15 protein-coding genes and 1 pseudogene are annotated in these 17,865 nt (G+C 71.6%); 5 read left to right on the forward strand and 11 right to left on the reverse strand.

Translation table 11 applies throughout. The annotated features are described in order from the left end of the window. Positions 1 to 27: 27 nt before the first annotated feature. Positions 28 to 840, reverse strand: coding sequence for a LysR substrate-binding domain-containing protein (locus tag QSJ97_RS21175; RefSeq protein WP_285674287.1), 813 nt, complete (start codon positions 838 to 840; stop codon positions 28 to 30). A 168-nt stretch (positions 841 to 1,008) separates the two neighbouring features. Here QSJ97_RS21175 and QSJ97_RS21180 point away from each other — a divergent pair. Together QSJ97_RS21180 and QSJ97_RS21185 are read left to right on the forward strand one after the other, a co-directional pair. Further along, positions 1,009 to 2,077 (forward strand): annotated as a pseudogene (locus QSJ97_RS21180) (trimethylamine methyltransferase family protein); the annotation flags it as partial. A gap of 537 nt (positions 2,078 to 2,614) precedes the next feature. Beyond that, entirely contained in the window at positions 2,615 to 3,610 is a 996-nt protein-coding gene (locus tag QSJ97_RS21185) for a glycine cleavage T C-terminal barrel domain-containing protein (protein WP_491630631.1), read from the forward strand. Here QSJ97_RS21185 and QSJ97_RS21190 read toward each other — a convergent pair. Genes QSJ97_RS21190 through QSJ97_RS21230 form a run of 9 tightly spaced genes read right to left on the reverse strand, consistent with a single transcriptional unit; the run spans position 3,574 to position 13,454 of the window. Further along, positions 3,574 to 4,989, reverse strand: coding sequence for an enolase-like domain-containing protein (locus QSJ97_RS21190; RefSeq protein ID WP_285674267.1), 1,416 nt, complete (start codon positions 4,987 to 4,989; stop codon positions 3,574 to 3,576). The genes QSJ97_RS21185 and QSJ97_RS21190 overlap by 37 nt on opposite strands. Positions 4,990 to 5,048: 59 nt before the next feature. After that, positions 5,049 to 6,035: an ABC transporter substrate-binding protein gene (locus tag QSJ97_RS21195; protein WP_285674268.1), complete on the reverse strand. Its 987-nt coding sequence runs from the start codon at positions 6,033 to 6,035 to the stop codon at positions 5,049 to 5,051. A gap of 46 nt (positions 6,036 to 6,081) precedes the next feature. Beyond that, positions 6,082 to 6,846 (reverse strand): ABC transporter ATP-binding protein, encoded by a 765-nt coding sequence (locus QSJ97_RS21200; RefSeq protein ID WP_285674269.1) that lies wholly within the window; start codon positions 6,844 to 6,846, stop codon positions 6,082 to 6,084. Further along, on the reverse strand, positions 6,843 to 7,598 hold the full coding sequence (locus QSJ97_RS21205) for an ABC transporter permease (protein WP_285674271.1): 756 nt from the start codon (positions 7,596 to 7,598) through the stop codon (positions 6,843 to 6,845). The genes QSJ97_RS21200 and QSJ97_RS21205 overlap by 4 nt, the downstream gene beginning before the upstream one ends. 3 nt (positions 7,599 to 7,601) lie before the next feature. Beyond that, positions 7,602 to 8,648, reverse strand: a complete 1,047-nt coding sequence (locus tag QSJ97_RS21210) for an NAD-dependent epimerase/dehydratase family protein (protein WP_285674272.1) — start codon at positions 8,646 to 8,648, stop codon at positions 7,602 to 7,604. 18 nt (positions 8,649 to 8,666) lie between these two features. Further along, positions 8,667 to 9,758 carry a dihydrodipicolinate synthase family protein gene (locus tag QSJ97_RS21215; protein ID WP_285674274.1) on the reverse strand — a complete coding sequence of 364 codons (1,092 nt, stop codon included), beginning with the start codon at positions 9,756 to 9,758 and terminating at the stop codon, positions 8,667 to 8,669. Next, the gene (locus QSJ97_RS21220) at positions 9,755 to 11,356 is read right to left on the reverse strand and encodes an acyl CoA:acetate/3-ketoacid CoA transferase (protein WP_285674275.1); all 1,602 of its coding nucleotides are present in this window, start codon (positions 11,354 to 11,356) and stop codon (positions 9,755 to 9,757) included. The genes QSJ97_RS21215 and QSJ97_RS21220 overlap by 4 nt, the downstream gene beginning before the upstream one ends. After that, complete coding sequence (locus QSJ97_RS21225) at positions 11,353 to 12,105, reverse strand: enoyl-CoA hydratase/isomerase family protein (protein WP_285674276.1); 753 nt, start codon at positions 12,103 to 12,105, stop codon at positions 11,353 to 11,355. Before QSJ97_RS21225 ends, QSJ97_RS21220 begins: the two co-directional genes overlap by 4 nt. 11 nt (positions 12,106 to 12,116) lie before the next feature. Next, positions 12,117 to 13,454, reverse strand: coding sequence for an FAD-dependent oxidoreductase (locus tag QSJ97_RS21230; RefSeq protein ID WP_285674277.1), 1,338 nt, complete (start codon positions 13,452 to 13,454; stop codon positions 12,117 to 12,119). Positions 13,455 to 13,565: 111 nt separating this feature from the next. Between QSJ97_RS21230 and QSJ97_RS21235 the strand changes: the two genes are divergently transcribed. Beyond that, positions 13,566 to 14,243: a GntR family transcriptional regulator gene (locus QSJ97_RS21235; protein WP_285674278.1), complete on the forward strand. Its 678-nt coding sequence runs from the start codon at positions 13,566 to 13,568 to the stop codon at positions 14,241 to 14,243. Positions 14,244 to 14,279: 36 nt separating this feature from the next. Here QSJ97_RS21235 and QSJ97_RS21240 read toward each other — a convergent pair whose 3' ends face one another. Beyond that, positions 14,280 to 14,573 (reverse strand): hypothetical protein, encoded by a 294-nt coding sequence (locus QSJ97_RS21240; protein ID WP_285674279.1) that lies wholly within the window; start codon positions 14,571 to 14,573, stop codon positions 14,280 to 14,282. Positions 14,574 to 14,763: 190 nt separating this feature from the next. On the opposite strand from QSJ97_RS21240, the gene QSJ97_RS21245 reads away from it, so the two are divergent. Both QSJ97_RS21245 and QSJ97_RS21250 read left to right on the forward strand, forming a co-directional pair. Continuing rightward, positions 14,764 to 15,756 (forward strand): calcium/sodium antiporter, encoded by a 993-nt coding sequence (locus tag QSJ97_RS21245; protein ID WP_285674281.1) that lies wholly within the window; start codon positions 14,764 to 14,766, stop codon positions 15,754 to 15,756. A 530-nt stretch (positions 15,757 to 16,286) separates the two neighbouring features. Continuing rightward, on the forward strand, positions 16,287 to 17,865 hold a 1,579-nt coding region (locus QSJ97_RS21250), incomplete at its 3' end, for a hypothetical protein (protein ID WP_285674283.1).

A 17,865-nucleotide genomic window follows, 5' to 3' on the forward strand; every position in this document is an offset into this window, starting at 1 on the left:
CCGCCGGGCGCCGGCGATCTCTTGCAGTCAGCGCCCCGGGATCGCGACATCCGGGTTGCCGGCGGCCCGCGGCGGGATCGCGGGGTGACGGCCGTAGTCCCCGAGCGCCGCCGGCGAGAGGCGCCGCAGCCGGCCGTCATCGAGCCCGGGCTGCACCGGGCGGCCGTTGATTGCGACGCCCTGCCCGTCGATCACCGTCTGCACGCGGAGATCCGGGTCCGGGATCGTCAGCCGCGCGCCGCTCGCATGCTGCGGCAGGCCGACGCGCTCCAGCCATTCCTGCCAGGCGGTGCTGCCGTCGCGGTCGTCGAGCAGGATCGCGTTGCCGAGGCTGCGCTCGCGCCCGAGCCCGCCGATCCGCCCGGCGAGCGCCGGCGACGCCGCCGGCCAGGCCGGGCAGGCGAAGAGCGGGGTGACGGGCATGTCCCGCCTCTCGCCCCTGCCCCGGCGGATCGCGACATCGACCCGGTCCCGCTCCGGATCGAACCGCCCGATCATCGGCTGCGGGCGGAGCCGGATCGCCGGATGCGCCTCGCTGAAGCCCATCAGCCGCGGCGAGAGCCAGCGCGAGCCGACATAGGTCGAGAGCCCCGGCGTCACCGAGCGCCGGCTCTCGCCGCGCGGCGCCAGGATCTGCCGGTCGAGCGCATCGACGGCACTGCGGGCGGCATGCAGCAGCTGGGCGCCCTTCTGGGCGGGCCGCACGCCGCGCGGAAGGCGGCGAAGGAGATCGAACCCGAGCGCCGCCGCGAGCGCCTTGATCCGGTGGCTGATCGCGCCCTTGGTCGGGTCAAGCCCCTGCGCCGCCGCCGTGATCCCGCCGAGCCGGGCGACCGCGATGACCTGCGGAGCCCCTCACGGTGCCTGAAGCGCATGGGCCGTGTCCAATTCCGTTGAACGGATGGGTGGGAGCCTTTCCACGGTCGACCGCCCCGCCCCGCGGCAATGCTTGTCTGCAGAGGCAGGCCGGAAAGAGACCCCATGATAGCGATACAGCCGTCCCGGACCATGCATCCGGCCCCCGCGGCGCCCCGGCGCCGGGGCGGGCGCAGGGCGCGGCGCGCCGGCGCGGCGGATCCGCTGCAGGACCGCGTCCGGCGCCTCCCGCAATATGCGCTGCTCGACGGGGCGGCGCTCGAGGCCACGGAGCGCCGGGCCCACCGGATTCTCGCCGAGATCGGCGCCGCGTTCCGCGGCGACCGCGAGGCGCCGGCGCTGTTCCGCGCGGCGGGCGCGAGCCTGGCGGGCGAGCGGATGCGCTTCACGCCGGGCCATGCGCGCGCTCCGTGCCGGCGCGCCGGCGCAGGTCGTGCTGCACGGGCGCGAGCCGGCCGGCGACATCGTGCTCGGCGGCGATCATCTGGCGCTTATGCCGGACCATGGCTCGCCCTTCGTAACCGGTCTCGAGCGCGGCCGGCGCCATGCCGCCATCGAGGGTCTCCGCAACTTCGGGCGCATGACCCAGGCCACGCCCTGTCCGCACCACTCCGGCGGCACCGTCTGCGAGCCGGTGGCCCCACCGGTCGACAAGCACCATCTCGACATGGTCGCGGCGCATCTGACGCTCTCGGCCAAGCCCTGCACGGGCAGCGTCACGGCGCCGGAGCGGGCCGCCGGCAGCATCGCGATGGCGCGGCTGGTGCACGGCGCCGGGGCGCGGGCGGTGCTGCAGGCCAGCATCAACGTCAATGCGCCGCTGGTCCATGGCGAGGCGATGCCGGCGGCGCTCGGGGTCCATGCCGGCGCGGGCCAGTGCGTCGCGGTCACCCCGGCGGTGTTCGCCGGCGCCATGGGGCCGCTCGCGCCGGCCGCGGTGGCGGCGCAGACGCTGGCCGGGGGCATGGCCGGCATCGCGCTGGCGCGGCTCGTCCGCCCCGGCTGCCCCTGCGTGCTCGGCAGCTTCCACGCGACGATGAGCCTGCGCCCCGGCGGGCTCGCCTACGGCAGCCCGGAGGCCGATCTGGCGACGCTGGCACTCGGCCAGCTCGGCGTGCCGGTGCGCTCCGGCGGCGGGCCGATCACCGCCTCGAACGCGCCGGACGGCCAGGCCATGCAGGAGAGCACCGGCGCGATGTGCGCGGCGCTGCTCTCGGGCGCTGCTCTCGCGCGCGCACCTGGTCTGGCACGCCGCGGGCTGGCTCGAGGGCGGGCTGGCGGCATCCGGCGAGAGGTTCGTGATGGATCTCGACCATTGCTGCGCGGTGCTCCGGATGCTCGGCGGCATGGCGACGGATGCGGAGGCCGTCGGCCGCGACGCCTATGCGGAAGCCGGGACGGGCCTTCCTCGCCGCCGCGCCCACGCTCCGCCATTTCCGCGACGCCAGCCACGAGCCCGCGCTGCCCGATCCCGGCCCCTGTGAGCGCCGGGTGGAGGACGGCGCGCCGCGGCTGGGCCAGCGGGCAACCGCGCGCCGGAAGGCGCTCCTCGCCGGGCACCGGCCCCCGCCGCTCGACGTGGCCGCCGCCGAGGCGCCCGCGGAGTTCGTCGCGCGCCGCAAGGCCGGGATGCCGGATGAATGGTACTGACCCCGAGGAGAGAGCTGACCGGGATGCCGGGCCGCCACTCGGCGCGCGCCGCACGCCACCGGGCTCCGCCCTCGAGGACTGGAACGGCATGGGCACCGCCTGGAGCAATGCCACCGACCCGCGCGCCGGGCACGACGCGGTGCGCGAGCGGGCCGGCATGTTCGACATCTCGCCACTGGAGACGGTCTTCCTGCGCGGCCCGGACGCCGCCGCGGTGCTCGACCACCCGACCACGCGCGACACCGCCCGCATCACGCCGGGCCAGGCCGCCCATCTCTGCGTGCTAACCGGGCGCGGCACCATCGCCGACGCATGGATGATCGTGCGCGGCTCGGGCGACACCATGGCGCCGCTCGGGGCCTCGGCCGAGGGCCGCGACGCGGAGCTCCGCTTCACCGGCGATCTGCACGACATCTCGGTGCAGGGGCCGAAGGCGCCGGAGATCCTCGATGCGGCCCGCGGCATCGAGTTCGCGGCGCTGGCCCAATTCCACCACGCGCCGGCAAGGCTCATCGACCTGCGCTGCCGGATCTCGCGCACCGGCGATTCCGGCGGGCGCGGCTACGAGATCTTCGCGGACCGCGCGCATGTGGCGGAGATCCAGGGCCGGCTGGCGGCGGCCGGGGCGATGCCCTGCGCCTTCACCGCGCTCGACAAGCTACGGATCGAGGCGGCGCTGCTGTCCTACGGCCATGACATGACCGACGAGCACACGCGCTGGGATGTCGGCCTCGGCGTCACGGTCACCCGCGGCAGGGCGGCGCGGCCGGTGATCCGCAATGTCGGGCTCGGCATCGACCGCGATGACATGGCGGCCGGCGGCGAGACGCCGGCGCTGGACGGTGCCGCGGTCGGCTCGGTCGACAGCCCCTGCCACGCGCACCGGCTCGGCGGGTCGCTCGCGCTGGCCCATCTGCGGCCGGATATCGCCGATGGCACGGCGCTGCGCCGCGCGGGCGACGGGATCGGCACGACGGCGCGGGTGATCGCCCTGCCGGAGCAGGACCCGGCCAGGGCGGCACCCATGCCGCGTGAGCGCGCCCCGGCTCAGCCGGCGCGGGCCGGCGCGGCCCGGGCGCCATAGCCGGGGCCGGCATGGAGGCCGGCGGTGTCGATCTCCCCGCCTTCGATGCGCAGCGTTAGGCGCCGCTCGTCGGCGCGGTAGAGACCGGGCTGGCGGGCGCGGATCGCGGCGATCGCCTCCGGGTCGAGCCCGGTCCGCCCGTCGCCATAGAAATGCCCGTTGCGCTCGGTGTGGCCGAGGCCGAGCACCGAGGCCAGCGCAAGGTCCTGCTCCACCGCGAGGCCGGGCGGCGAGCTGAGATCCTCGGCCGACATGAAGAAGGCCGCGCGCCCGGCATCGGCGTTCCAGGCCGCCACGCGCACGCGGTTGAGCAGCGCCCGGTAGACCCCCTTGCAGGACTTTGCCGAGACCCCGCGATAGCCCATCGCCCGCGCGCCGGGAAAGGCATCCGGGCAGTCGTCGGATTCGTCGATCTCCACCGCGAGCCCCGACAGGTCCGGCCCGAGCGGGGCGGAGAGCGCCGCCGCCCGCGCCACCGGCTGCTCGACGAAGGCGATGGCGGCGCGGAGCCGCGCCAGCGCCGGGTCCTCCGCCGCCCGCTGCCAGAATGCCGCGAAGGCCGGGCCGTCGGCGAACTGCTCGTTGCCGTCGAGGGTCACCGTCAGCCCCTCGATCCGGTCGATCACCGCGGCGATGGCGCGGAGCCGCTCGAGATCCGCCTCCGGCCGGCCGGAGAGCTTGAGCTTGAACGCCTTCAGCCCCCAGGCCGCGATGGCCTCCTCGAGCGTCTCCGGCAGCCCGTCGTTCAGGCGGGCCGAAGGGGCGAGCTCGGCCGCGGTCAGCGGGTCGATCTGGCCGACGGTGTGCCGCGCCAGCAGCCGGGGGGCCGGGGCGAGCCCGGCCAGCACCCGCGCGATCGCCCCGGCGGAGAGATCCGGCGCGGTCTCCGGCCCGAGGCCGATCAGGTTGGCCCGCACCACGGCGGCGAAGGGCCGGTTCACGGCGGCGCAGAGCGCGCCGATCACCGCCTTGTCGATCAGCGCCATGCCGAAGCCGGCGACCAGCCCGTTGAGCCCCTCGCGCGCCGCCTCGGCGCGCTGCGCCGCGTCATGGGCGGCATGGAGGCCGAAGGCGGTCATGTCCTCGCCGGTGCCGAGATAGCGCGCGCGGGTCAGCGCCAGCGCCCGGCGCAGCTGCGCGACATTCTCGGCATCCGTCAGCGCGGGCGACTTGTCGAACCATTTCGGCGCCATCAGCTCGGCCGCGGCGCCCTCCGCCTCGCGCCCGTCGGGCATGCGGATGCGGGCCGTGACGCGGGCCTCGACCGCCGCGCGCAGCGTCACCGCGCCATAGCGGAACGGGATGCGCAGGCCCACCGGCCGCTCGTCGATCGCGATCCCGATCACGCGGAACCGCGGGGCGCTCTCTGGCGATGTCATGGAGGTCTCCCGGAATTCTGGCTGCGCGCGGCAGGCCGGGCCGCCGCGCGCGGGGCCGCTCAGTCGGCCGGCGGATAGGCGACGCTCTCGTCGATGAAGGCGTTGCTGAAGCGCGCCGTCACGTCGAAATCCGGCAGCCCGTAGGCCTCCTGCACCACGCCGTAGTCGGAGGCGATCCGGTCCATGTCCCAGGCGCCGACGGGCAGCGCCTGGCCGGTGCCGGGCATCACGCGGGCGGCGTATTCGAACTGCCGCTCGGCATCGGAGGTCTTCATCGAGACGGCGCTGGAGAGCGCCTCGGTGCAGGGCTCCGGCGTCTCGAGGCAGAAGGCGAAGGCGCGCTGGGTCACCTGCACCACGGCGCGCACCGCGTCCTGCTTCTCGGCCAGCACCCGGTCGGAGGCATAGTAGGCCAGGCTGTAGGTGTTCATCCCGTGGTCGCGCAGCAGCGCATAGCCGAGATCGTCGCCGAAGATGTCCTCGTAGATGAAGTGCACCGAGTAGAAATGCGTGGTCACGTCCACCGCGCCCGACTGCAGCGCCGCGACCTTGCCGGTGGGCTGCAGGTTGACCCATTCCACGGTGTCCGGGTCGATGCCGAGCGCCTTGGCGGCGGGCTGCCACATCTGCCGGGTGGCGTCGAAGGCCGGTGCGCCGATCTTCTTGCCGGCGAAGTCCTGCACGCCCGAGATGCCGGAGCTCTTCTTCCAGTAGAGCCCGGCGGCGTTGTCGTTATAGGCCACGAAGACCCCGGTGAAGGGCGCGCCCTTGGCGAGGAACTGCAGCGCCGTCGGGGTGTCGATGATCGCCATGTCGGCCTGCCCGACCTCGAGCGCGGTGGCGGCGGCGCCGGAGCCGGTGCCCTGCCGGATCTCCAGCTCGACGCCAGCATCGGCATACCAGCCCTGGGCCTGCGCGTAGTAGACCGGGGCATGGTCGCCGCCGGCGGTCCAGTTGAGCTGCAGGCTGATCTCCTCGGCGGCGGCGGCGCCCCCGGCGGTCAGCAGCGCGGCCAGCGCCGCGGCGGTCCCTGTGATGCGTTTCATGGTTTTCCTCCCTCGTTATTCTTGGCGCCCGGGTCGGTGCACGCGGTCAGTGCATTCCGAGCAGGTGGTAGATCTCGCGGGTGTAGTTTCCGAACTTCTCCGTGGTCTTGACGTCCAGCGTGCGCGGCTCGGGCAGGTCGATCTCGAACTGCGCCGCCATCCGCGCCGGCCCTGCCGTCATCACCGCGACCTTGCTGCCGAGGAACACCGCCTCCTGGATGCCGTGGGTGACGAAGAGGATGGTCTTCGAGCTCTCGCGCCAGATCCGCAGCAGCTCGAGGTTCATGCGCTCGCGGGTCAGCGCGTCGAGCGCGCCGAACGGCTCGTCCATCAGGATCAGCTTGGGGTCGTGCACCAGCGCCCGCGCGATCGAGGCGCGCTGCTGCATGCCGCCCGAGAGCTGCTGCGGATAGGCGTCGGCGAATTTCGAGAGCCCGACCATCTCGAGCAGGTCGCGCGCCCGCTCGCGGCTGGCCCGGCGCGGCAGGCCGAGGATCTCGGCCGGCAGCATCACGTTGTCGATGATCGTGCGCCATTTCAGCAGCAGCGCCTTCTGGAACACCATCCCGACATCGCGGCCCGGGGTGAACGGGCTGTCCGGCGTGCCGATCTCCACGGTGCCGCCGCTCGCGGCCTGCAGCTCGGCGAGGATCGAGAGCACGGTGGACTTGCCGCAGCCCGAGGGCCCGACGATGGAGACCAGCTCGCCCTCCTCGACGTCGAGGGTGACGTCGCGCACCGCGAGGAACTCCTGCGCGCCGGCGTGATAGGTCTTGGTGACGCCGACGAGGCGGACGAATGGCCGGGTCATTTGCCGATCCCCTTGCGCGTGACGACGAGGTATTCGAGCCCGAGCACGAGGCCGTAGAGCGCCACGCCGATCAGGGTGATGAAGGCCAGCGCCATCATCATCGCCGAGGTGTTGAGGGCGTTCTGCTGCGCCAGCAGGAAGTAGCCGAGCCCCTTCTGCGAGGCGATGAACTCGCCGACGATGGCCCCCGCCACCGCCAGCACCGCGGCCACCTTCATGCCCGAGAAGAGATAGGGCAGCGAGCCGGGCAGCTGGATCTTCAGGAAGATCTGCCAGCGGTTCGCCTTCAGCGACTTCACCAGGTTGATCAGGTCCGGCTCGACCTCGAGCAGCCCGCGATAGGTGGTCAGCAGGATCGGGAAGAAGCAGATGGTGAAGGCGATCACCATGTTGGGCACGATGCCGAAGCCGAGCCAGACGATGAAGAGCGGCGCCATCGCCACCTTCGGCACCATGTTGAGCACCACCAGCAGCGGCATCAGCGCCGCGTTCAGCGCCGGCAGCCAGCTGAACAGCACCGCGAGGCCCACCCCGATCACCACGGCGAGCACATAGCCGCCGAAGATCTCCTGCGTCGTCGCCCAGATATGCGTGCCCCAGTTGTAGGAGGGCTCCCAGATCTCGGCCAGCGCCGCCCCCGGCGAGGGCAGCAGATAGGCCGGCAGGTCGGTCATCACCGTTGCCAGCCACCAGACGACGACAAAGCCCGAAAGCCCGGCCGTGGCCCAGAGATAGCGCGACAGCAGGGTCATGGCTCAGAAGCTCCCCGTGCGGACCTGGAACTTGGAGGGCTTGCCGTGGATCGGCTTGCCCTCCTTCACCCAGTCGGCCACCCAGCGGATCATCGCGTCCATCGGCACCACCGGGTTGCCGTAGAGCCCGTTGGCCCGGTCGCAGTTGACCAGCAGGCAGTGGTCGGATTCCGCGCCCTCGAAAACCGGCTCGCGGCCCAGCGCCTCGCCGAAGCGGTTGGCGAGATAGCGCACCGAGACATGCTCCGGCCCGCCGATGTTGATCGGGCTCGCCGGCGTCTCGCAGTTGGCCAGCGTGCGGAGAAACTGGGCGTTGGCATCGCCTTGCCACATGATGTTCACGTGGCCGGTGGCGAGCGGGATCGGCGTGCCGTCCTTCACCCACTGCGCGATCTCCTGCATCACGCCATAGCGCGGGTCGATCGCGTAGACGAAGCGCAGCAGCCGCCCCGGCGTGCCGTGCCTGCGCGAGAAGTACTGGAAGGTGCGCTCCCGCCCGACCACCGAGTTGGCGTATTCGCCGGGGCGCGCCAGCGGCGGGCTCGCCTCGGTCACGCCGCCATGCAGCGGGTTCGACCACGGATAGACATGGATGGTGGAGAAGGCGACGATGCGGCTCTCGCGGAACGCCTCGGCGGTGATCTGCGGCGCCAGCGTGTTCATCGCCCAGAGGAAGTCCTCGCGGCCGCTGGCGTCGAATTTCAGCCCGGCCATGTAGATCACGTTGGGCAGCTTCGGCAGCGCGTTCACCGCCTCGCGGTCGAGCAGGTCGCAGCGGATGGTCTCGACGCCCCAGGCGTTGAGACGCTCCTCCACGCCCTCCTCGGAGAAGCGCGAGACGCCGATCACCCGCTTGTCCGGGGCGGCGCGCTTGGCCATCCGCGCCATGGTGACGCCGATCTTGCCGCCGACGCCGAGGATGATGATGTCGCCCTCCAGCCCGTTCAGGTCGCGCACGACGCCTTCGGTGGGCAGCGACATGAAGTCCTCGAGATGCGCGACATCGCGGAAGCTCTCGGGGAAGGTCTCGGGGGTGAGAAGCTCGGTCATGGTCATTCCTGTGTTCGCTCAGGCCACCAGAGGCCGGGACTTGCCGGCATCGCTCAGCCAGCGGTCGAGATTGGCGCGGACGAAGGCGTCGTCGTTCATCTCGGGATATTGGCGATAGACGCGGTCGATCTCGGCGGCCTGGCCGGGGCTCATCACCTCGGCCGGGTCGAGGCACCAGGTGCCGGCGAGCAGCCCCTGCCGGCGCAGCACCTCGAGGCAGCCGGGGATGCAGCCGCGCAGGTCGTTGATCGCGTCGTAGATCGCGAGGTTGCAGTCGGTGACGATGCTGTCCTGCGCCAGCAGGTCCTCGGGGATGTCCACGCCATCCGGCAGCGCGTGCACCCGGTCGAGCAGTTCCACCGCGGTCCTGGTCCAGACCGACCAGTGCCCGAGCAGGCCGCCGCGGATGCGCACGCGGGTCTCGCTGCGGCCGTCCTCGGAGCGGATCGCGAAGGGCTGCAGCAGGTCGAGCACGATGTGGTCGTCATTGCCGGTATAGAGGGTCACCCGGTCCGCCGCCCCGGCATCCTGCACGGCGCGGACGATCTCCAGCGTGCGGTAGCGGTCGAACGGCGCCATCTTGATCCCGGCGACGTTCTCGATCCCGGCGAAGGCGCGCCAGAAGCCGTAGGAGAGGTGGAAGCCCCCCACCGAGGGCAGCAGCGAGAAGCCGATCACCGGCATCACCGCGGCCACCGCGCGGCAATGCTCCAGCAGCTCCGCCTCCGAGGCGCCCTTCATCCGCGCGAGGTTGAGCAGCACGAAGTGATAGCCGAGCGCGCGCGCGGTTTCCGCCTCCGCCACCGCCTGCGCGGTGCGCCCGGTGACGCCGGCGACCAGCAGGCGCGGGTCCTCGGCCCAGTCGGCCACGGTCTCGGCGGCGAGCCGCAGCACCGGCTCGTAGAGCCCGGCCTCGCGGATCGCGAACTGCGTGGTGTGCACGCCGACCGCGACGCCCCCCGCACCGGCATCGAGGTAGTAGCGCGTCACCGCGCGCTGGCGCACCGGGTCGAGACGGCGGCGCGCATCGAGCGCCAGCGGATGGGCGGGCAGCGCGGTGCCGCGGCGAAACCGGGCCAGCGCGGCGGCGGGAATGCTGTCGGGGGTCATGCGGTCACCTCGGCGGCCTTTGTGGCGGGGCACTGCCGGAAATGCGCCGCATCCATCAGCGGCAGCGGGTCGGCGATGCGGACGGGGGCGAAATCCATCAGGTCGAGCACCTGGCTCTGCAGGTCGATCCCCGGCGCGATCTCGATCAGCTCGAGCCCGTCCGCCGCGGCGCGGAACACCGCGCGCTCGGTGACGATCAGCGCCTCCTGGCCGCGGATGCGCACGCCCTCGGCGACGCGGTAGGTGATCGAGGCGGCCGCGCGCACGAACTTGCGCACCTTGCCCTCGCGGGTGATCGCGAGGCGGCCGTCCGCCACCTCCGCCTGCAGCCCGCCGGTGGTGAAGGTGCCGGCGAAGATCAGCCGCCGCGCGTTCTGGGCAATGTCGATGAAGCCGCCCGCCCCCGGATTGGCCTTGCCGAACTTCGAGACGTTGACCACGCCGTCGGCGTCGTATTCCGCGAAGGAGAGCGCCGCGAAGGGGCAGAGCCCGCCGTCGATGGCGTCGAACTGCGTCACCCCGTCCATGATCGCGTCCGGGTTGATGTTGGCGGAGAACTGCCAGCCCGGCATCACCACCCCGCCATAGGCGCCGTGCTCGGTGGTGCCGGGATAGTCGGCCAGCCGCCCGTCATCGAAGAGCCCCTGCTCGGCCATCACCAGCGGCACGTCGGTGGCCGCGCCGAAGCCGAAGATCGAGAGCTCGTGCGGCCGCACCTCCGGCACGATGCGGTTGGCGATGATCCGGTCCGCCGAGAAGGGCGGCGGCGACAGCGTCGCGATGTCGATCCGCGGCCCCGAGAAATAGGCCGGCTCATAGCGCACGCCGGTGGTCATCATCATCTCGGGATCGACCACCACCTGGTCGACATAGACCCCCGGCAGGCGGACATCGCTGGCCTTGCGGGCGCCGGCCTCCACGACCCGGCGGACCTGCGCGATGACCCGCCCGCCGCTGGCCTTGACGGCGAGCGCCAGCGCGGTGTTGGCGGTGGTGAGCGGCTCGTCCTCCCAGGAGAGGTTGCCGTGCTCGTCGGCGCTGGCGGCGCGCAGGATCGCCACGTCGAGCGGCCAGGTGGGGTAGTAGAGCAGCTCCTCGCCGTCGATCTCGATCACCCGCACGAGGTCCTCGGTGGTGCGCTCGGTGAAGCGCCCGCCGCCATGGCGCGGATCGGCATAGGTGCCGAGGCCGACCCGGGTGATGTAGCCCGGGCTCTTGCGGGCGACCTCGCGCAGCCACTGCATGCTGGCGCCGATCGGCCAGGAATAGGCCTCGATGCGGTTCTCGCGGATCAGCCGCATCAGCTCCGGCCGCCGGCCGGTGGCGGGATCCACCGGGTTGATGAAGCTGCCCGCGACGATGCGCTTCATCAGCCCCTCGCGGGCGACATGGTCCATGCCCTTGATGCCCATGGCATCGCCCGTGCCGCAGGGGAAATAGAAGGTGAGCCCGCGCGGCGCGCCGGTCTCGGCAAAGCGCCGCCCGAGGGCGCCGAGCACGGCATCCGGCGTGACCCAGCCGATCACCCCGGCGCTGGCCACCGCGGCGCCGTCCGGGATCGCGGCGACGGCCGCGTCTGCGCTGACGATCTTGCTCATGCCGGCACCGTGAAGCGGGCCAGCGTCGCCTTGGCCTCGGCGCTCTCGCAATCGGCGGCGAAGAGGCGGTTGGCCTCGGCGTCCTGGCGCTCGGCATCGGCGGCGATGGCGGCGGAGAAGAACCGCTTGGTCGAGCGCACGGCATCGGCCGGCAGCGCGGCGATCCGGGCGGCCCAGTCCGAGGCCATGGCCAGCGCGCCGCCATCCTCGGCCAGCCCGTCGGCGACGCCGAGGCGCACCGCCTCCGCCCCGTCCATCTCGAGGAAGCCCCAGGTGATCTGCTGCGCCTTCACCGGGCCGACGCGGGCGAGCAGCGTCTGCAGCCCCCAGGGCGGGATCCAGCCGTTCGGCACCTCCGGCAGCCCCCATTTCGCGCCGCGCGCGGTCACCACCGCATCGCAGGCGGTGGCGAGGATGAAGCCGCCGCCGAGGGCATAACCCTCCACCGCCGCGATCACCGGCACCGGCAGATGCGCGATGCGCCGGGCCATGGCGGCGGTCTCGGCCTCGTGGTGGCACATCTCCGGGATCGAGAGCCCGCCGAGCTCCTTGAGGTCGCTGCCCGAGCAGAAGGCCGGCGGCGCGCCGGCAAGCACCACCGCGCGGCAGCCCGGGTCCGCCGCCAGCGTCTCGAGCGCCGCGCCGAGCCCGGCCACGCTCTCCATCCCGAGCGCGTTGCGCCGCCGGGGCTTGTTCATGGTCACGACGGCAAAGCCCTCGTGCCGGTCTGTCTGGATCTGTTCCGTCATCCCTGGTCCTTTCAGTCGAGCCGCGCGCCGTCGCGGTTGAGGATGCCGCGCAGGTCGCGGCCGTCGATGGCGCGCGGCGCCAGTCCCTCGCGCACCGCAAGGCGCGCGGCATGGCCGATGGCGTGGCCGTAGCCGAAGCACTGCGCGGTGACGCGCGCCGAGGCGACCGCCTCGTGCTCGGCCGAGAGGCAGCGCCCGGCGGCGAGGATCCCCTCCCCCCGCTCCGGCACGAAGCAGCCATAGGGCACCTCGTAGACATCGTTCAGCAGCCACTCGACGCGGGGCTTCTCGCCGGCATGCAGCTCGATCGGCCAGGGCGAGCGCACGATGCCGTCGGCGAACTTGGTGCCGGCCACCACGTCGCGGTTGCCGAGCCGCGCGGTGCCGGAGATCTGCCGCGTCTGGCGCACGCCGACCTGCACCGCCATGTCGTTGACGAAGGCGTTCTCGCAGCCGGCGAGGCGCGCGCGGAAGAAGCGCGCATAGTCGCGGGCCTGCCGGCGCCCCTGCGTCTCGGCCTCGGCGAAATCGCGCCAGTGGAGCGGGTTGAGCTCGCGCCCGTCGGCGCCGACGATGCGGGTGCAGTTGCAGAGCAGCTCGCCCGGGCGCGTGGTGGGAAAGAGCCAGATCTTGGCCCGCGGCAGGGTGAAGGTGCCGGCCCGGTTGGCCGCGGCGATCATCTCCGAGACCTCGGCCGGCATGATCGTGTCGTCGCCATAGGCGGCGCGGAAGGCCGGCACGTCGACCCCCATCAGCCGGAAGATCATGGTCGGGTTCTGCACCCGGCCGTTGTCGCCGACGAAGCTCGGCAGCCCGGCCATCGCCACCAGATCGGCATCGCCGGAGGCATCCACCGTGAGCGGCGCCAGCACCCTAAGCGGCCCCTGCTTGGTCCAGAGCTCGACGCCCTCGATGCGCTCGCCCTCCGCCAGCACCCGGGTGGCGACGGCGTGGTAGATCACCGTGACCCCGGCCTCGGCGAGCAGGTCGTCGGCGGTCTCGCGCCAGACGATCGGGTCGTGCACGCGGGTGAAGGTCTTGCCGTAGCGCACCGGATCGGCCAGCCCGCCGCGCGCCTCGAGCGCCCGGACGAACGCCTCGGCAAAGCCGAACACCGCCTGCACCGGGCCGTTGCCGGGGTTGTCGGAAGCCTCGTAGAGCCCGCAGACGGTGCCGGAATGGCCGGCCACCGCGCCGCCGCCGCAGAAGCCGTGGCGCTCGATCAGCACCACCTCGAGCCCGCCGCGCGCCGCGGTGACCGCCGTGGCCACGCCCGCGGCGCCGCCGCCCACCACCACCAGATCCGCGCGCAGCTGCTCCGTGCTGCGCATGTCCTGCGCGGCTGCCATCGCCATCCTCCCCGTGTTCTCCATCTGACATATCAGATGTTTTATAGATGTGTATCTATTGCCGAACAGGCTGTCAATCGCTAGTCTCCGGCCGACAGGGAAAGGACCGGGATGAACGAGCAGAGCGAAACCGCGGCGCCGATCTCCACCGCCGAGCAGGCCTATGCCGAGATCCAGCGGCTGATCGTGATCGGCACGCTGCCGGCCTATGAGCTGCTGTCGGAGAACGATCTGGCGCGGCGCATCGGCTGCGGCCGCACGCCGGTGCGCGAGGCGCTGCAGCGGCTGAAGTTCGAGGGCTTCGTGGATATCCTGCCGCGGCGCGGGATCATGGTGACGCCGGTCGACATCACCCGCCAGCTCGAGCTGCTGGAGACCCGCCGCCCGCTCGAGGAGCTGATGGTCTCGCTGGCGGCGGTGCGGGCCGACGAGCGCCAGCGCGCCGAGATGCTGCGCCTGGCCGACGAGCTCGAACGCGCCATCGCCGCGCGCGACCGCGGCCGCTATCTCGAGATCAACCGCGAGATCCACCGCATCGAGGCGGAGGCGGCGCGGAACCGCTATCTCACGCAGCACATCCATCTGCTGCATGGGCTCTCGCGGCGGTTCTGGTACTCCTTCATCACCGAGACTGAGAGCTTCTCGGAGGCGGCGGTGCACCATGCCCGCACCCTGCGCGCCATCGCGGCGGGCGAGCCGGAGACCGCGCGGCAGGAATGCGTCGCGCTGCTCGATCTGCTCGAGCAGGTCTCCCAGAAGGCGATCCGGGAGCGTCTGAGGGGCGGCTGAGGCGGGCGCCGGCCGGCCGGCGCGGCGCCCTCCCGGCTAGTTTCTGAGCTCGAGGATCACCTCGCCCTCGGCAATGTTCGGCGCCGCGATGTTGAGATTGGCGGCGTTCTCGCTGATCCACTTGTGCGCGAGGCGCGAGGACCAGTCGGTCCCGTGCTTGTCTTCGCAGGCGGTCACCGAGGCGCCGCCGCTGGCGGTGCGCACCAGCGTGTAGGACCGGAAATCCGGCACGCCGCGCATGATCTCCTCGATCTCCGGGCGGCGGGTCTCGAGCATCTCGAAGAGCTCCCGCGCGCCCTCCCCCGAATAGAGCCTGATCACGACATGCATCTGCGCCTCCCGCGTCTCCGGCGCCGCGCCGGGCGGGCGGCGGCGCCCGTTGTGAATGCGGGCGAGTTTAGCACGTCTGCGGGAAATCCACCGGGGCTCCGTCGCCCGGTCTTGTCGCGGCGCCCGGGCGCTTCTACCTGAAGGCGCCAGGGCGGGGCGCCGCGGAGGCGCGCGAAGGGGGAGCCGGCGCTTGGATAGCTGGGCATTGCTGCTGGGGGGCTTCGTGCTCCTGATCGTCGGGGGCGAGCTGCTGGTCCGCGGCGCGGTGCAGGTGGCGACGCGCTTCGGCGTCTCGCCGCTGGTGATCGGGCTGACGCTGGTCGGCTTCGGCACCTCGATGCCCGAGCTGGTGACTTCGGTACAGGCGGCGCTGGCCGATGCGCCGGGCATCGCCTATGGCAACGTCGTCGGCTCCAACATCGCCAACATCCTGCTGATCGTCGGCATCGCGGCAATGATCAGCCCGATCGCGGTGACCTCGGCGGCGCTGCGGCGCGACGGCATGGCGATGCTGGCGGTGGCGGCGGGCTTCGCGGCGCTCGCGGCGCTGATGCCGATGGGCCGGGCGCTCGGCGCCGGCTTCCTGCTGCTGCTGGCGCTCTACGTGCTGCTCGCCTTCCGCCAGGAGCGCGCCGCCGCCGGGGGCGAGGACCATGGCGCCGCCTTCGACAAGGGGCTGGCGCTGCAGGGGGCCGACCCGGCGCTGGCCCCGGCGCCCGCCCCTGCCCCGGCGCATCCAGGCCTGCTGCCGGCGGTGCTGACCGCGCTCGGCGGGCTGGCGCTGGTGCTGCTCGGCGGCCGCCTGCTGGTGGACGGCGCGGTGACGCTGGCGCGCGGGCTCGGCATCTCGGAGACGGTGATCGGGCTCACCGTGGTCGCGGTCGGCACCTCGATGCCGGAGCTGGTGACCTCGGTGGTGGCCGGCCTCCGGCGCCAGGGCGATGTCGCCTTCGGCAACATCGTCGGCTCCAACATCTACAACATCCTCGGCATCGCGGGCACCACGGCGCTGATCGCACCGGGCGCGGTGCCGGCCGAGATCCTGCGCTTCGACAACCTGGTGATGGTGGGCGTGACGGTGGTGCTGGTGCTCTTCGCCTGGACCGGGCTGCGCATCGCGCGCTGGGAGGGGGCGGTGCTGCTGGCCGGCTACGGGCTCTATCTCGCGCTGCTCTGGCCCTGATGGTCGGCACCCCCGGCCTGCAACCGGGGGGCGATATCTGCCACGGGTGGCCCGTTTGATTCTGCAGGCATGAAGAAAGCGGGCGAAGCGCGCGAAACCAGTGATCTGTCCAGGGGGAAATGCAGGACCTGCACTCTAATCAACTCCAGATTGTGCGATCAAGATCAATACAGCCGTTGTTGGCCGGGTTGCCCCGAAATGCTGGGCAAGGTTGCATGTAGTCACTTCGAAATTTTCGGAACTCGTCGTATTCTTACCAAGGGTGAACGAACCCGCGTCTTGCGGTCTCATTCTGTGGGTTCAGGCGCTTGTTCTGCGCCTGCGCCGCCGTGATTGGGTGAGTATTTCGATTGGCGTGAAAGCTTTCCGAACCAGCCCGGACGGGTGACCGTCCCGGCCATGCTCCTCCGATCCCCGACCTGCAAGGCGCCGTCCCGTTTTTGCGGAAGTGCGGCCTGTCATGCGCATCCGGCCGGCCGGTCTGGAGTGAGGGTCAGTCAATGACGAAAGTGGTCATTCAGGCGGAGGACATGGACTCCGTCGGTTTCGTGACGAAGAGCGGCGACAGGGCCTCCGGCGGCGAACTGGTGCGGCTCACCGGCGCCAGCGGCACGCTTTCCACCGGGTTCGGCGGGCCGGACGGGGCCTACGAGGTCAAGTTCCGCATCCAGGACGAGGCCGACGGCCAGAGCACCGTGCGCCTGCTGATCGATGGCGTGCTCGCCGGCGAGATCCTGCTCGACAAGGACAACCGCGGCAGCGGCTCCGACAACGGGAAGTTCACCAGCTTCTTCCTCGACGACGTGGCGATCCCGGCCGGTGCCGAGGTCACGCTGGAGGCCGAGCGCGACGGCGGCGAGATGGTCCGTGTCGACCGGCTGATCCTGACCCGCACCGGCGACATGCCGCCCCCGCCCCCGCCCCCGCCCCCCGCTCCGGACCCAGATCCCGAGCCGGAGCCCGAGACCGCCGGCGACGGTGCCGCCGCCCTGCCCGCGGTCTCGGAGATGTCGAAATACCTGCTGATCGGCACCACCAGCAATTCGATCGCCAAGGCGGTCAACGTCCAGAACGGCGATCTCGGTGCCAACATCGTCATGCTCTCCACCGAGATCGACGACAATGTCGATTTCGACCTCGACGACGTGTTCCTGCACAATGCCGGCGGCCAATGGGTCGATGCCGACAACGACTGGAACGGCGTCTCCGACTACCTGCCCGGCGCCGCCCCCGTGGTCGAGGGCGTGAGCTGGACCGGCGACGTCGCGCTGACCAGCCCCGATGCCAAGTTCGACATGAGCAATGTCGAGCTCTACGGCCAGGTCGGCGTGGTCTCCGACAGCGGCAACCCGGCGAGCAGCGTCTCCAACTCGGAGTTCTTCGCCGACGGGCTCGGCGACGGCTACGACACCACCGGCGACGGCTCCAGCCTCACCGCCGCCGGCGTCACCGCCAATGCCGATGCCGAGATGGCGGCGCTGCGCGCCGAGCTCGACGCCTATGAGGACTGGGTGACCGAGCTGTCGCCGGAGGCGGTGCTGCGGCCCGGCAGCGGCCTGCCCGGCTCCGACGGCATCGAGGATGTCGATATCTTCACGATCAATGTCGACCAGCACGACACCGACGGCGACGGCATCGCGGTGATCGACATCGACATGGACGACAACGACTTCAAGCTGACCAACTCCAACATCATCATCGACGGCGACGGCTCGACCTTCGCGATCTTCCGCATCCTCGGCGACAGCAACCTGGTGCTCAACCAGTCCACCATCGTGCTCGGCGACGGCGGCATCGCGGATGGCGATCTCGGCGCGATCTTCGTCAAGGCGGCGGAGTTCGCCGATGGCCAGGGCGGCTACAATGCCGGCGAGAGCAATTCCGGCGACACCGTCTTCAGCTTCAACGACACCGTGCTCAACGGCGTCGGCTTCTACGATCTGATCGTCTATGACGAGACCATCGGCAACGCCGATTTCGACAACGGCACAACCGAGCTCAAGATCAACAACGGCCAGGGTTGCGCGCAGTTCATCAGCCCGAAGATCAACTTCAACAACGTGCGCTTCGATCTCTGCGCGCCGCCGGAGCCCGATCTGTTGGGTGCTT

Origin of the sequence: Paralimibaculum aggregatum, from assembly GCF_030270585.1 — a bacterium.
Classification (GTDB): Bacteria; Pseudomonadota; Alphaproteobacteria; order Rhodobacterales; family Rhodobacteraceae; genus Thermohalobaculum; species Thermohalobaculum aggregatum.